Annotated in this window: 13 protein-coding genes and 1 riboswitch; of the genes, 10 read left to right on the top strand and 3 right to left on the bottom strand. The window is 66.1% G+C overall.

Features of this window, described 5'->3' with window-relative positions:
• Nucleotides 1–904 precede the first annotated feature (904 nt).
• From U5768_RS07145 to U5768_RS07115, 7 genes are all read left to right on the top strand, one after another.
• On the top strand, nt 905–1,954 hold the full coding sequence (locus U5768_RS07145; protein ID WP_322029695.1) for a substrate-binding domain-containing protein: 1,050 nt from the start codon (nt 905–907) through the stop codon (nt 1,952–1,954).
• Nucleotides 1,955–2,076: 122 nt separating this feature from the next.
• The gene (locus tag U5768_RS07140) at nt 2,077–3,183 is read left to right on the top strand and encodes an ABC transporter substrate-binding protein (RefSeq protein WP_415913864.1); all 1,107 of its coding nucleotides are present in this window, start codon (nt 2,077–2,079) and stop codon (nt 3,181–3,183) included.
• A 20-nt stretch (nt 3,184–3,203) separates the two neighbouring features.
• Nucleotides 3,204–4,028 carry an ABC transporter permease gene (locus tag U5768_RS07135; RefSeq protein WP_322029694.1) on the top strand — a complete coding sequence of 275 codons (825 nt, stop codon included), beginning with the start codon at nt 3,204–3,206 and terminating at the stop codon, nt 4,026–4,028.
• A gap of 67 nt (nt 4,029–4,095) precedes the next feature.
• Complete coding sequence (locus tag U5768_RS07130) at nt 4,096–5,007, top strand: ABC transporter permease (protein WP_322030052.1); 912 nt, start codon at nt 4,096–4,098, stop codon at nt 5,005–5,007.
• Nucleotides 5,004–6,044: an ABC transporter ATP-binding protein gene (locus tag U5768_RS07125; protein WP_322029693.1), complete on the top strand. Its 1,041-nt coding sequence runs from the start codon at nt 5,004–5,006 to the stop codon at nt 6,042–6,044. Before U5768_RS07130 ends, U5768_RS07125 begins: the two co-directional genes overlap by 4 nt.
• A 22-nt stretch (nt 6,045–6,066) precedes the next feature.
• Entirely contained in the window at nt 6,067–6,894 is an 828-nt protein-coding gene (locus U5768_RS07120; protein ID WP_322029692.1) for a phosphodiesterase, read from the top strand.
• Between the two features lie 149 nt (nt 6,895–7,043).
• Nucleotides 7,044–8,258, top strand: coding sequence for an MFS transporter (locus U5768_RS07115; RefSeq protein WP_322029691.1), 1,215 nt, complete (start codon nt 7,044–7,046; stop codon nt 8,256–8,258).
• A 45-nt stretch (nt 8,259–8,303) separates the two neighbouring features.
• On the opposite strand, the gene U5768_RS07110 is transcribed toward U5768_RS07115, so the two are convergent.
• Together U5768_RS07110 and U5768_RS07105 are read right to left on the bottom strand one after the other, a co-directional pair.
• Nucleotides 8,304–8,843 (bottom strand): ferritin-like domain-containing protein, encoded by a 540-nt coding sequence (locus U5768_RS07110; RefSeq protein WP_322029690.1) that lies wholly within the window; start codon nt 8,841–8,843, stop codon nt 8,304–8,306.
• A gap of 66 nt (nt 8,844–8,909) precedes the next feature.
• Nucleotides 8,910–9,071, bottom strand: a complete 162-nt coding sequence (locus U5768_RS07105; RefSeq protein ID WP_322029689.1) for a DUF1328 family protein — start codon at nt 9,069–9,071, stop codon at nt 8,910–8,912.
• Between the two features lie 177 nt (nt 9,072–9,248).
• Between U5768_RS07105 and U5768_RS07100 the strand changes: the two genes are divergently transcribed.
• Nucleotides 9,249–9,386 (top strand): entericidin A/B family lipoprotein, encoded by a 138-nt coding sequence (locus tag U5768_RS07100; RefSeq protein WP_322029688.1) that lies wholly within the window; start codon nt 9,249–9,251, stop codon nt 9,384–9,386.
• A 100-nt stretch (nt 9,387–9,486) separates the two neighbouring features.
• Here the strand turns inward: U5768_RS07100 and U5768_RS07095 are convergent, their stop codons facing one another.
• Nucleotides 9,487–10,392 (bottom strand): EamA family transporter, encoded by a 906-nt coding sequence (locus U5768_RS07095; protein ID WP_415913871.1) that lies wholly within the window; start codon nt 10,390–10,392, stop codon nt 9,487–9,489.
• Between the two features lie 744 nt (nt 10,393–11,136).
• On the opposite strand from U5768_RS07095, the gene U5768_RS07090 reads away from it, so the two are divergent.
• Together U5768_RS07090 and thiC are read left to right on the top strand one after the other, a co-directional pair.
• Entirely contained in the window at nt 11,137–11,544 is a 408-nt protein-coding gene (locus U5768_RS07090) for a GreA/GreB family elongation factor (RefSeq protein WP_322029687.1), read from the top strand.
• Between the two features lie 89 nt (nt 11,545–11,633).
• A riboswitch (TPP riboswitch) is annotated at nt 11,634–11,763 on the top strand.
• A gap of 100 nt (nt 11,764–11,863) precedes the next feature.
• A complete protein-coding gene (thiC, locus tag U5768_RS07085) occupies nt 11,864–13,795 on the top strand; it encodes a phosphomethylpyrimidine synthase ThiC (RefSeq protein ID WP_322029686.1) in 1,932 nt (643 codons plus the stop codon).
• Nucleotides 13,796–13,951 lie beyond the last annotated feature (156 nt).

Below are 13,951 nucleotides of genomic sequence, written 5' to 3'. Positions count from 1 at the left end.
TCACCCTGATACCCAAATCGCATCGCCGCGCTAAACTGACGATACATTTTGTTACGTTTAGGCGGAGTCATGTTGACCGCATTCTTCATCGCCTGCCCGTTCGGCATCGCGGCATTGTTCGGATTCGCAAGGCTGATCAATCCGGTAACCGGGAAGATCGGGAGTCGTTGAGTGCACAAGCGCCTCGTTGCGGCGCAGTGCTTCACCGATCATTCTCGCGCCGCTATTTTTGCGCGGCTGCCTTGAGCTTTCTCCCCGCCTTTTTCGTTTTTCTCCTCGCCGCCACTAATCCCGTTCGTGCGTCCGCACGGAGGTAACGTGTGGGGAATTAAAAAACCCGCGAAGCCTTAAGCATTCGCGGGTTTCCGGATTCCAGCGGGATTCACTGGAACAACATCTGGTGCCGGGGACCGGACTCGAACCGGCAAGCCGTTAGGCGGCGGATTTTCGTCACACCACGTCTTTCGACGCCGCACGCCCTCGCAGGGACGCGCGTTCGTGCGCTGGACTATGCCTTCGCCGTCGCCGAGCGCCGCGTATCTCACGCCGCACCATGCCTTAGGCGCCCCCCGTCTAGTCTCTACACCTTCCTGGCCGCCGCGTGGCGGCAGCCGGCTTGGCTCGGCGTTGCCTCGGCGCCTCGCGCGCAACGCGCTTCAAGGCCCAGGGGGTTCGCCGAATTTGAGGGGTTCTGCACCGGCCGTTTCCGGTCGGGCACTCAATCGTTTCTTAAGTCCGCTATGTTTACCAATTTCATCACCCCGGCAGGGCGGACGCGATTCTACCATTGCGCGGCGCGCGTCCCAAGGCGCAACTTCGGCCCGCATCCGTCATCTCACGGTCATACGCGTTTTTCATAATCGGCCCCATCGAAAACGTTTACAACGACGCCGGGGCCGCTCGCATGACGCCAACCATCAAGGATGTCGCCGCACACGCCGGATTCTCGATCGCCACGGTGTCGCGCGCGATCAATGCGCCTCACACCGTCAATCCCGTCACGCTCGCGCGGGTGCGCGAGGCGATCGACGCGCTGAAGTTCCGCCCGAGCCCGCTCGGCCGCCAGTTGCGCGGCGAGCGCACGCGTCTCATCGGCGTGGTGCTGCCCACGCTCGCCAATCCGGTGTTCGCGGAGTGCCTGCAAGGCATCGACGAACTCGCGGCCGCGCAGGGCTTGCGCCTCATGCTGATGACCACGCAATACGACGCCGATCGCGAACGTCACGCGATCGAAACGTTGCGCGCACAACGTGTCGAGGGCCTGATCCTGACCGTCGCCGACGCCGATACGCACCCCCTGCTCGACGAACTCGACGCGAACGGCCCGCTCTATGTGCTGATGCACAACGACACGAAGCGCCGTCCTTCGGTGTCGGTGGACAATCACCAGGCCGCCTGTGACGGCGCGCGCATGCTCATCGCGCACGGCCATCGCCGCATCCTCATGCTGGCCGGCACGCTCGCCGCTTCCGATCGTGCGCGCCAACGCCATGCCGGCTATGCCCTCGCGATGCAGCAGGCGGGCCTGACGCCGGCGCCGGCCCTTGAAATCGATTTCAACGCGCAAGACCTCGCGCCCTCGGTACTCGCGCATCTGACGAGCGGGCCCGCGCGCCCCACGGCGCTGTTCTGCAGCAACGACCTGCTCGCCATGGTCGTGATGCGCGGGCTGCGCCGCGCGCGCATGCGCGTGCCGCAGGACATGTCGATTCTCGGTTTCGACGGCCTCGCGATGGGCGAACTGCTCGCGCCCCCGCTCGCGAGCATCGGCACGCCGAATGGCGACATCGGCCGCGAAGCGTGGCAGTGCCTGATGGCGCGCATCGGCGGCCACTATGCGGGACCGCTCGCCAATACGCTGCCGCATACGGTGCGCGCAGGCGGCACCATCACGGCGATCGCCCACGCGCCGCTCGGCGCGCGCGCAAGCGCATTCGGTCGCGCGCTTTCGTGAACAGCTTTCCTATGTAGTTAGCATCGCTTACGAATCGAACGAACAAGCCAGACAATCGGGGCCGTGCACGCATGCGGCCTTCATCCACCAGAACGCTCTCGCAACCTACCTGGAGACCCGCCGTGATCCGCCGACTCGCCTTTGCCGGCCCGCTTTCGCTTGTGTCCGTACGCGCCGCCCTGCGCGCGCTCGCCGCGCCCGCGCGGTGCCTGGCGCCTTGGTCCCGCGCCCTGCCGTTCGCCGCCGCTGCACTCGTTGCCGGTCTCGCCGCGCCGCTCGCGGCACACGCCGATCAAACCGCGATCTGCTACAACTGTCCGCCCGAGTGGGCCGATTGGGAAAGCCAGATCCAGGCGATCCAGAAAGAAACCGGCATTCGGGTGCCGTTCGACAACAAGAACTCCGGCCAATCGATCGCACAACTGATGGCCGAGCAGAAGAGTCCCGTTGCCGATGTTGTCTATCTCGGCGTTTCTTCGGCATTCCAGGCGAAGGACAAGGGCGTGATCACGCCGTACAAGCCCGCGCGCTGGAACGACATTCCCGCCGACCTGAAAGACCCGCAAGGCTACTGGTTCGCCATTCACTCGGGCACGCTCGGCTTCTTTGTCAACAAGGACGCGCTCGAAGGCAAGCCGGTGCCGCGTTCGTGGGCCGATCTCCTCAAGCCCGAGTACAAGGGCATGGTCGGCTACCTCGATCCGTCGAGCGCCTTCGTGGGCTATGCGGGCGCGGTGGCTGTGAATCTCGCGCTGGGCGGCACGCTCGACAACTTCCAGCCCGCATTCGAATGGTTCGGCAAGCTCAGGGCCAACCAGCCGATCGTGCCGAAGCAGACCGCCTACGCGCGCGTGCTGTCGGGCGAAATTCCCATCCTGCTCGACTACGACTTCGACGCCTACCGCGCCAAATACAAGGACCACGCGAACGTCGAGTTCGTGATTCCCAGGGAAGGCACGATTTCGGTGCCCTATGTGATGAGCCTCGTAAAAAACGGGCCGCACGAAGCGAACGGCAAGAAGGTGCTGGATTTCGTGCTCTCCGACGAAGGCCAGAAGCTCTGGGCCAATGCGTACCTGCGACCGGTGCGCGCGAGCGCGCTCTCCCCGCAAGCGGCTGCGAAGTTCCTGCCCGCGAGCGACTACGCACGCGCAAAACCGGTGGACTTCGCGAAGATGGCTGCACAGCAGCAAGCCTTCGGCGAGCGCTATCTGCAGATCATGCACTGATATCCCTGTCGATCACTTCCATGCATGACCTCACTTTCCCGCTGCGCTGGCGCGTGGCGCTCATCGCGCCCGCGCTCGCGGTGTTCCTCGCATTCTGGCTGCTGCCGATGATCGCGCTCGTCCAGGTGAGCGCCGACGGCCACCTCATCGACACTTATCGCGCACTCCTAACGAATGGCCGCTACATGCGCAGTCTGGGCGCGACCATCGCGCTCTCGGCCGCCGTGACCGCGGCTACGCTCGCGATCTCGACGATCTGCGGTCTGCTGCTCGCGCGGCGTGCGTTCGCCGGGCGCCGCACGCTCGTCGCGCTGCTCACCTTTCCGCTGGCGTTTCCGGGCGTCGTGGTCGGCTTCATGGTCATCATGCTCGCGGGCCGCCAGGGCCTCATCGGCGCGCTTTCCATGCGGCTCGCCGGCGAGCGCTGGGTGTTCGCGTACTCGATGGCGGGACTCTTCGCGGGCTACCTGTACTTCTCGATCCCGCGCGTGATCGTGACCGTGATGGCCTGCGCCGGCCAGCTCGACGGCTCGCTCGAAGAGGCCGCACGATCGCTTGGCGCGTCGTCGTGGCGCGTACTCTGCGACGTCATCCTGCCCGCGCTCGCGCCCGGCCTCGTCGCCGCAGGCGCGATCTGCTTCGCGACCGCGATGGGCGCGTTCGGCACGGCGTTCACGCTCGCCACCGATATCGACGTCCTGCCGATGACGATCTATACCGAGTTCACGCTCAACGCCAACATGGCGACGGCGGCGGGTCTCTCGATCGTGCTCGGTCTCGTCACGTGGGCGGTGCTCACGCTCGCGCGCAGCGTGACGGGCGCGGCCGTCGCGGCCACTGCATGAGCAGGCCCTGGTTTTGGAGGACTCCAGAATGAATTCGGCAATCAACGCCGCAACGGCTGCGCAGGAGATGCACGATGCGCCCGAGCGGCCGCCCGCCGCGCGGCGGCGCTTCGCGCTGCCCTCAACGCGCACGTGGATTGCGTGCGCGCAATGGCTCGTCACACTCGCCACCTGTGCGTTTCTCGTCGTGCCCGTGGTGATGTCCATCCTCGCCGGGCTTACCGTCAACTACTTTCGCGGCGTGGCGAGCGGCCTCACGCTGCGCTGGCTCGATCAGGTCTGGACGCAGTATCACGCGAGCGTCTTCCTCTCGCTCGAAGTCGCGGCCGCCACGCTCGTCGTCACGCTCGTGACCGGCGTGCCCGCGGGCTATGCGCTCGCGCGCAGCCGCACGCGTGCCTCGCGTGTGATCGAAGAGTTTCTCGTGCTGCCCGTCGCCCTGCCCGGCCTCGCTTCGGCGCTCGCGCTGCTCGTGGTGTACGGCGGCTTCAGCACGTTTCGCATGAGCGCGGCGTTCATCGTGGTCGGCCACGTGGTATTCACGCTGCCGTTCATGGTGCGGCCCGTGGCGGCCGTTTGCGCACAGGCGGACCTGCGCACGCTCGAAGAAGGCGCCGCGAGCCTCGGCGCGAGCTTCTGGCAGCGCTTCACGACCATCGTGCTACCCAACGCGCGGCCCGGCATCGTGGCGGGCGCGCTCGCGGTGCTCACGCTCTCGATCGGCGAATTCAACCTCACGTGGATGCTGCACACGCCCGATACCAAAACGCTGCCAGTGGGCCTCGCGGACACCTACGCGTCGCTGCGCATCGAAGTGGGAAGCGCCTACACGATCCTGTTTTTCCTCATGACGATGCCGCTGCTCGTCGCGATGCAGTGGCTCGGCGTGGATGGACCGGGCGCCTCAGAAAAACCGTCCGGCAAGCGGCGCCTGTCAGGACTCGCCGGCCGGCAAACGAACAGCAAGGATTCCGAATGAAACTCGAACCGGTCCCGATTACCCTCACGCGCTGCGCGAAGACGTTTCGCGGTACGCGCGTGCTCGAACCGCTCGACCTCGCTATCGGAGCGGGCGAAACGCTCGTGCTGCTCGGCCCTTCCGGCTGCGGCAAGACCACCACGCTGCGCATGATCGCGGGTCTGGAAACGCCCGATGCGGGCGGTCACGTGGTCTTCGGCGACGAGAATGTGACCGCGCTGCCCATCGAGCGGCGCCGGGTCGGCATGGTGTTCCAGAACTACGCGCTTTTTCCGAATCTCGACGTGCGCGGCAACATCGGTTATGGCCTGAAGATCCAGCGCGTTCCCGCCTCCGACGCGCGCACGCGCGTGGACGAACTGCTCGCGATGATGCGTCTCGAAGCGCACGCGGCCAGGCCCGTCAACCAGCTTTCGGGCGGCCAGCGCCAGCGCGTGGCGCTCGCACGCGCGCTCGCGCCGCGCCCGCGTGTGTTGCTGCTGGACGAGCCGCTCACGGCGCTCGATGCGCGTCTGCGCGACACGCTGCGCGGCGAGATGAACACGCTCTTGCGCGAACTGGGCGTGACGACGGTCTACGTCACGCACGATCAGGCCGAGGCGATGGAACTGGGCGACCGCATCGTCGTGATGAGCGCGGGCCGCATCGAGCAGATCGGCACGCCGCGTGAGGTCTACTTCCAGCCGGCGAGCCGCGCGGTCGCGCAATTCGTCGGCACGCTCAACCGCATCGCCGGAGAATGGCACGGCGGCATGCTGCGCACCAGCGGGGGCGCAGTGCCCGCGAGCGCGCCCCACACGGGCGGTGCCGCCGAACTCTACTTTCGCCCCGAAGACGCCACGCTCGCCGACCCCGCCGGCGCACAATTGCGCGGCGTGATCGAACTGGCGACGTTTCTCGGCGAGCGCACGCGTCTCACGATCGGCGGCGCCGCGCCCGATGCCCTGCTCGTCGACGTGGCGGGCCGCATCGAGCTGGCGCGCGGCACGCCAGTCGGCATCTCGATCGCCCCTGAAGCGCTCATCGCGCTCGCGTAATTCTTACAAAACGAGGACAACCATGCTGCTCGCCCAGATCAGCGATCTGCACATCAAGCCGCCGGGCGCGCTCGCCTATCGCCGCGTCGATACGGCCGCGAGCCTCGCACGCACCATCGCGCGGCTGAAAGCGCTCACGCCGCGCCCCGACGCCGTGCTCATGACGGGCGATCTCGTCGATCAGGGGTCCGTCGAGGAATACCGGCACCTCAAGACGCTGCTCGCGACGCTCGAGATTCCGTACTGGCTCCTGATCGGCAACCACGACGCGCGCGAGCCGCTGCGCGAAGTGTTTGCCGAGCGGCCCGAACTGCGCGAGGGCGGCGAGTTCATCCAGTACGCCGCAGACCTCGGTGCGCTGCGCGTGATCGCGCTCGACTCCATGCAGCCGGGGCAAAGCGCGGGCACGCTCTGCGAAGCGCGCCTCGCGTGGCTCGCGCAGCAACTCGACGCGGCGCGCGGCAACCCCGTGGTCGTCGCGCTGCATCACCCGCCGTTCGACTGCGGCATCGGCCATATGGATGCGATCGGGCTCGAGCGCGGCGCCGCGCGCGCGCTCGAAGCGCTCGTGGCGCAGCACCCGAATGTCGAGCGCGTGCTGTGCGGTCACGTGCACCGGCCCATGTTCGTGCGCTTCGGCGGCACGATCGCCTCGGCCGTGCCCGCGCCCGCGCATCAGGTCACGCTCGACCTCGCGCCCGATGCGCCTTCCACCTTCACGCTCGAACCGGCCGCCTTTGCGCTGCATCGTTACGAGCCACACGGCGGGATCGTGACGCACCACGGTTATGTCGAGACATTCGACGGCCCATATCCGTTTCACGAGCCCTCGGGCGAGCTAATCGGCTAAAGGCGCGGCTGAATGCGCGGCTGAATGCGCGGCTGAATGCGCGACCGGCGGCGCTCTCCCGCGCCGCCAGCGCGTTTGCGCGCGCTCCGGTATGATCGGCACGCTCGAAGCCTGCCTTCCGTATCACCGGGCGCCGCCCGCATTCGCACATGTCCACACCCGATTCCGCAACCGCTGGCGAAAGCCAGTCGCTGCGCGGCCTGCTGCTCCTGCTCGCGACCATCGCGGGCGTCACGGTCGCGAACATCTATTTCAACCAGCCGCTGCTCGACGACTTCCGCCAGAGCTTTCCGGCGGGCGCCGCGTGGATCGGCGCCGTGCCGGCGGGTACCCAGCTCGGCTACGCGGCCGGCATGCTGCTGCTCGCGCCGCTCGGCGACCGCTACGACCGCCGCCGCATCATCCTGCTGCAAACGGCCGGCCTGTGCGTCGCCCTGCTCGTCGCGGCGACCGCGCCGTCGCTCGCCGTGCTGGTCGGCGCGAGCCTCGCGATCGGCATCCTCGCCACCATCGCGCAGCAGGCCGTGCCGTTCTCCGCCGAACTCGCGCCGCCCGAGGCGCGCGGCCACGCGGTCGGCACCGTGATGAGCGGGCTCCTGCTCGGCATCCTGCTCGCGCGCACGGCGGCCGGTTTCGTCGGACAGTACTTCGGCTGGCGCGCGGTGTTCGGGGCGTCGATCGTCGCACTGCTCGTGCTTGCGGTCGTGATCGTGAAGAAGCTGCCAAAGAGCCAGCCCACCTCGTCGCTCGGCTACGGCAAGCTGCTCGGCTCCATGTGGCATCTCGTGCTGGAACTGCCCGGCCTGCGCGAGGCGTCGGCGACGGGCGCATGTCTGTTCGCCGCGTTCAGCCTCTTCTGGCCCGTGCTCACGCTGCTGCTCGCGGGTGAGCCCTTCCATCTCGGGCCGCAGGCGGCCGGCCTGTTCGGCATCGTCGGCGCCGCGGGCGCGCTCGCCGCGCCGATGGCAGGCCGCTCCGCGGACAAGCGCGGGCCGCGCGCGGTCATCACCATGTCGATCGTGCTGATGGCGCTCGCGTTCGTGATCTTCGCGTTCTCGGGAAAGAGCCTGATCGGCCTCGTGATCGGCGTGATCGTGCTCGACGTCGGCGTGCAGGCGGCGCAAATCTCGAATCAGTCGCGTATCTATGCGCTGCGCCCCGAGGCGCGCAGCCGCGTGAATACCGTGTTCATGGTCTGCTATTTCATTGGCGGCGCCACCGGCTCCGCCGTGGGCGTGACTGCCTGGCACGCGTTCGGCTGGATGGGAGTGTGCGGGGCCGGCCTCGCGTTCACGGCGCTCGCAGGCTGGATTCACCACGCAACGCGCCCGCGCGTGGGCGCGGGCGCAGAGGCTTCTTCCTGACGGCTCAAGTTGGCCTGACCAGCCCGGCCTGAGCGGCTGGCAGCGCTAGCCGCGCGCGAGCAGGTCGGTCATATCGTCGGCGTGCTCCTCCTCCGTCGCGAGGATCTGCTCGAAGATGCGCCGCGTGGTCGTGTCGTCGTGGCCGAGATAATTGATGATCGCGCGATAGCTTTCGATTGCAATGCGCTCGGCGATCAGGTTCTCCCGGATCATGTCCTTCAGGTCGGCCCCTTCCTTGTATTCCGAGTGCGAGCGCTGGACCAGCGTCGCCGGCGAAAAATCGGGCTCGCCGCCCAGTTGCACGATGCGCGCCGCGAGCATGTCGGCGTGCTGCTGCTCCTCGTTCGCGTGCTGGAGGAACTCGGCAGCCACGGACTCGGATTCGATGCCCTTCGCCATGTAATGGTGCCGCTTGTAGCGCAGCACGCACACGAGTTCCGTGGCAAGCGAATCGTTGAGCAGCTTGATGACCGTTTCGCGATTCGCAGGGTAATCGGGGGTGACCGATCCCTGATCGAGATTGCGGCGCGCTTCATCGCGCACGCGCTTGAGGTCGAACTCAAACGTAGCGTATGTCTTCGACATCTGACTCTCCTTCGAATAGGGCATGCATGAGTGGGGTTGAGCGGCGTCGGTTTTGCGTCGCGAGCGTCATCCGCGCATCACGCCAAGCAGCAGCGTGACCACGAAGACCACGAGGAAGATGTAGAACAGGATCTTGGCGATCTCGGCCGCGCCCGCAGCGATGCCGGTGAAGCCGAACACCGCGGCGATAATCGCGATGATAAAAAACACGATGGCGTAGTGAAGCATGGCGTAGTCCTCCTGCGGTCGTCTTTTCGGCGAATGTGCTGCGCTACGTCGCGCCTGCGTCAGTGCTTGCGCAAGCAGCGGACCCGGCGCCTGTTCGCAGCCCCCGCAAGCGGCATAAATGACCGGGCACGCCACGTGCTGTAGAGGGGATTCCTAGACACCGTGGAGGACTTCCTCATGAAACGCCTGATTGCCCTGTTTCTCGTTACCGCTTCGCTGGCAGGACTTTCCGCCTGCAACACGATGGCGGGTGCCGGCGAAGACGTTTCCGCAGGCGGCCACGCCCTCACGAACTCCGCGGAAAAGGCGAAGTAACAGTTGATCAGTTGATCGCCGGGGAACGAAGAAAACGCGGCCGCTGCGCATCTTCGGATGCGCAGCGGCCGCGTGCATGTGTCTAACGGGACGCGAGGATTCAGGACGTACGGCGGCGGTCGTCGAAGATAAAGGACAAACCCACGCTGCCGAGAATCAGCACGGTCGCGACGACAGTGCCGCCCGTGACCGGCTCACCGAGCAGCAGCGCGCCGAGCGCGACCGCAACGACAGGATTCACATACATGCAACTGCTCGCGACGAGCGGGCTGGTATGGCGGATCAGATAGCCATACGCGACGTAGGCCGCCATCGTGCCGATGAGCATCAGGTAGAGGAATGCCGCGAGCGGCAAAAAATGCAACTCGCCCATGCGTTCGCCGGTGACCAACGCGACCGCGGTCGACATGGCGCCGCCGAGGCCGATTTGCAGCGCGGTCGCGATAAAGAGATCCGTGGGTAATCTGAGCTTGCCCGCCAGATGCGCGCCGATCGCCCAAAAGAGCGCGCCGCACAGAATAGCGAGGCTGCCGCCCGCGGAGCCCGAAGCCCCGCCGCCATGGCTGAGAATCGCAATACCGACGAGCCCGAGCGCGACGGCGGCCCATTCGGCCTTCGCCACGCGCCGGCCGGTAACCGCCGAGATCACGGTAGCAAAGAGCGGCACCGTCGCGACCATCACGGCCGCCGTGCCGGTTCCTACGGTACGCATGCCGTAAGCGAGCATGCCGCTCGACAGACCGACGAGCAGCGTGCCCACCACGCCGGCGTTGCGCACTTCGAGGAGCGTCGGCATGACGGGTCGCCGGCGCATGGCGAACACGAACAGGCCGATGCCGGCGAGCAGATTACGCAGGCCGGAAAGCAGCAGCGGCGGAAACGAGTCAAGCGCGACTTTCACGCCGAGATACGTCGAGCCCCAGACAAAGTAGACAACGCCAAGCGAAAGCGCGACGCGCCCGGCGCGCGATTGCGGCAGCCGCACGCCGCGCACAAAACGCCACAGCGCCGCTGCGGCCCGCAGGGCTCCGGCGAGGAACGATCGAGAATTCACGCGAGAATGCAAAGGGGGAGGCATCGTCATTTCGCCGCGGCGCGTGAATGGCTGAACCGCGGGCGCCCCGGCGGCAAGGCGGCGGGACGGGTAAAGCTCGACAGCATGGTGCAGGTGCGCAAGAACGCAAAAAAGTCGGAGTACGAAGGACACCCGGGACGGGCGACCCGCATTATGCAGTATCGCCGGTCGTTGCGGCGGCTTTCAGTAGGCTTTATGCGCGCTGCGTCATGGCGTTTGCTCTAGACTGTGCTCACTGCAAAGCCAGCGCGTCCACGCGCGCGCCGGCTTTGTGAGATCGTGCTAGCATGATCGAGTATTACGTTTAACTTTCAATTACCTGTTCGAGACACGCCGCCCGCCATGTTTTCGCTCGTTTCGCCTCCCGCTCCCGCCTTGCCGCCGCGCGCTCTTCGCAGCGCGCCGGCGCGCTTGCGGCCGGCCCGCGAGCGACTGGCGCCGAGATCCGTGTCCACCCGCCCGCGCGCCTTGCCGTCACTGTCCGCTGCGCTGTCGGCCCCGCTCTGCGCCGCCCGGCGCCCGCACTGAACCCGCCTCCCCACCTTATCGGAGCCGTTCGGTCGGGCTCCGGGCCGATCCGTTGCGCCCCGCTGCGGCCCCGCGCCCCTTCGCGCTATCTGGGCCGCCAGCCCTCGCCCTAACCTCGACTTTTTCTGGATCGCAAGGAGACCCGCCATGTCGAAGAAAATGCGCTACCTCACCGAACTCGATGTCGCCCGCCTGGAGAAGTGCGCCGCAGAGCCGGGCGCCGCGCCCGAACGCCTGGCCATGCTCGACGAATTGCTCGAGCACGCCGCGATCGTGGAGCCGCGCGACGTGGCCACGAATGTCGTCACGATGAACTCGCAGGTGACGCTCGTGGACGAGCGCAACGGCGAAGCGCTCACGTACACCGTGGTCTATCCGCATGAAGCGAACGTCGACGCCGGGCGGCTGAACGTGTTCTCGCCCGCGGGTCTCGCGCTCCTCGGCGCGAAGCGCGGCAACAGCGTGCGCTTCACCACGCCGGGAGGCGCGGTCGAAACGCTGAAAATCGAGCGCATCCTGTTTCAGCCCGAAGCTTCGAACGATTTCACGTTGTAAGCCGCCGCAAGCTGCGCCAGTTCGCGCCTGGCACATCTCACTGGCGAAGGCACTTGCCAGATCGTCGCAGCGCGGTGTATCGTTTGGCCTTGCTTACGCGGGGGTCCTGCGTCATGCGCCGCATCGAACGAAAGTCGTGCAGCGTATTTCGCGGGTGAGAAATACCCTTTGAACCTGATCTGGATAATGCCAGCGCAGGGAAGCGTCCGGACTTCGCAACATCGCTCAAGCCTCACCCATCACAGCGAAGTCCGTCCACGTTCCGTCTCGTCTCCTGCTAAGCCGTTGTTCCCACTTGGCTTTCCATGGAGAGAGACGCATGAACGCGAATCCGAAGTTCATTTCCGCCAACGCGCACGTCGACGAAGCCGCGATCGCGCCGCTGCCCAATTCCCGCAAGATCTACGTGACCGGTTCGCAGCCCGATATCCGCGTGCCGATGCGCGAGATCACGCAAGCGGATACGCCTACGGGCTTCGGCGGCGAGAAGAATCCGCCGGTCTATGTCTACGACACCTCGGGGCCGTACACCGACCCGGAAGCCAGCATCGACATTCGCGCGGGCCTGCCCGCGCTGCGCCAGAACTGGATCGAAAAGCGCGGCGACACCGAAGCGCTGCCGGGCCTCTCCTCCGAATACGGCCGCGAGCGCGCCGCCGATCCGGCCACCGCCGAACTGCGTTTTCCGGGCCTGCACCGCACGCCGCGTCGCGCGAAAAAAGGCAAGAACGTCACGCAGATGCACTACGCGCGCCAGGGCATCGTCACGCCCGAGATGGAATACATCGCGATTCGCGAGAACCAGCGCCGTGCCGAATATCTGGAAAGCCTCAAGCAAAGCGGCCCGAACGGCGCGAAGCTCGCCGCGATGATGGGCCGCCAGCATCCGGGCCAGGCATTCGGCGCCGCGGCGTTCGGCGAGAACGCGCTAAAGGAAATCACGCCCGAATTCGTGCGCGACGAAATCGCGCGTGGCCGCGCCATCATCCCCGCGAACATCAACCACCCGGAAAGCGAGCCGATGATCATCGGCCGCAACTTCCTCGTGAAGATCAACGCGAACATCGGCAATTCCGCGGTCACGTCGTCGATCGGCGAGGAAGTCGACAAGATGACGTGGGCGATCCGCTGGGGCGGCGACACGGTCATGGATCTGTCGACCGGCAAGCACATTCACGAAACGCGCGAGTGGATCATCCGCAATTCGCCGGTGCCGATCGGCACGGTGCCGATTTACCAGGCGCTCGAGAAGGTCAACGGCAAGGCCGAGGATCTCACGTGGGAAATGTTCCGCGACACGCTCATCGAACAGGCCGAGCAAGGCGTGGACTACTTCACGATCCACGCGGGCGTGCGCCTGCAATACGTGCCGCTCACCGCCAACCGCATGACGGGCATCGTCTCGCGCGGCGGGTCGATCATGGCCAAGTGGTGTCTCGCGCATCACAAGGAGTCCTTCATTTATGAGCATTTCGAAGAGATCTGCGAAATCATGAAGGAGTACGACGTGAGCTTCTCGCTTGGCGACGGCCTGCGTCCCGGCTCGATCTACGACGCCAACGACGAAGCGCAGCTCGGCGAACTGAAGACGCTCGGCGAACTCACGCAGATCGCGTGGAAGCACGACGTGCAGGTGATGATCGAAGGCCCGGGCCACGTGCCGATGCAGCTCATCAAGGAGAACATGGATCTCCAGCTCGACTGGTGCAAGGAAGCGCCCTTTTACACGCTCGGGCCGCTCACCACCGACATCGCGCCGGGCTACGACCACATCACCTCGGGCATCGGCGCCGCGATGATCGGCTGGTTCGGCACGGCCATGCTCTGCTACGTCACGCCGAAGGAACACCTGGGTCTGCCGAACAAGGACGACGTGAAGGACGGCATCATCACGTACAAGCTCGCGGCGCACGCGGCCGATCTCGCGAAGGGCCATCCGGGCGCGCAGGTGCGCGACAACGCGCTCTCCAAGGCGCGCTTCGAGTTCCGCTGGGAAGACCAGTTCAACCTCGGTCTCGATCCGGACAAGGCGCGCGAGTTCCACGACGAAACGCTGCCGAAGGACTCGGCCAAGGTCGCGCACTTCTGCTCGATGTGCGGCCCGCACTTCTGTTCGATGAAGATCACGCAGGACGTGCGCGACTTCGCCGCGAAGCAGGGTATGAGCGACGACGAGGCCCTGAAGAAGGGCATGGAGGTGAAGGCCGTCGAGTTCGTCAAGCAAGGCGCGGAGATTTATCAGCGCCAGTAAGCGCTTGCCCCGCCCGGCGGGCCCTCGCGGCCCGCCGAAACATTTTCTAACGACTCGCACAACTCGCTGACAAGCGCACACACCTGGATACGGGTCGCCTGCCTACGATAAAGGTATTGGAGGGGCGATGTGCGCGTTCCGCGTATGTCGTACCGC

Source organism: Paraburkholderia sp. J76, from assembly GCF_905220295.1.
Lineage (GTDB): Bacteria > Pseudomonadota > Gammaproteobacteria > Burkholderiales > Burkholderiaceae > Paraburkholderia.
The sequence above is the reverse complement of the archived record's forward strand: the minus strand, read 5'-3'. Positions and strand labels throughout refer to the sequence as shown.

Coding starts and splice junctions, on each gene's coding strand:
- U5768_RS07115 (WP_322029691.1), top strand. CDS start 7,044: ATGTCCACACCCGATTCCGCAACCGCTGGCGAAAGCCAGTCGCTGCGC.
- thiC (WP_322029686.1), top strand. CDS start 11,864: ATGAACGCGAATCCGAAGTTCATTTCCGCCAACGCGCACGTCGACGAA.
- U5768_RS07105 (WP_322029689.1), bottom strand. CDS start 9,071: ATGCTTCACTACGCCATCGTGTTTTTTATCATCGCGATTATCGCCGCG.
- U5768_RS07130 (WP_322030052.1), top strand. CDS start 4,096: ATGCACGATGCGCCCGAGCGGCCGCCCGCCGCGCGGCGGCGCTTCGCG.
- U5768_RS07120 (WP_322029692.1), top strand. CDS start 6,067: ATGCTGCTCGCCCAGATCAGCGATCTGCACATCAAGCCGCCGGGCGCG.
- U5768_RS07110 (WP_322029690.1), bottom strand. CDS start 8,843: ATGTCGAAGACATACGCTACGTTTGAGTTCGACCTCAAGCGCGTGCGC.
- U5768_RS07125 (WP_322029693.1), top strand. CDS start 5,004: ATGAAACTCGAACCGGTCCCGATTACCCTCACGCGCTGCGCGAAGACG.
- U5768_RS07135 (WP_322029694.1), top strand. CDS start 3,204: ATGCATGACCTCACTTTCCCGCTGCGCTGGCGCGTGGCGCTCATCGCG.
- U5768_RS07145 (WP_322029695.1), top strand. CDS start 905: ATGACGCCAACCATCAAGGATGTCGCCGCACACGCCGGATTCTCGATC.
- U5768_RS07100 (WP_322029688.1), top strand. CDS start 9,249: ATGAAACGCCTGATTGCCCTGTTTCTCGTTACCGCTTCGCTGGCAGGA.
- U5768_RS07090 (WP_322029687.1), top strand. CDS start 11,137: ATGTCGAAGAAAATGCGCTACCTCACCGAACTCGATGTCGCCCGCCTG.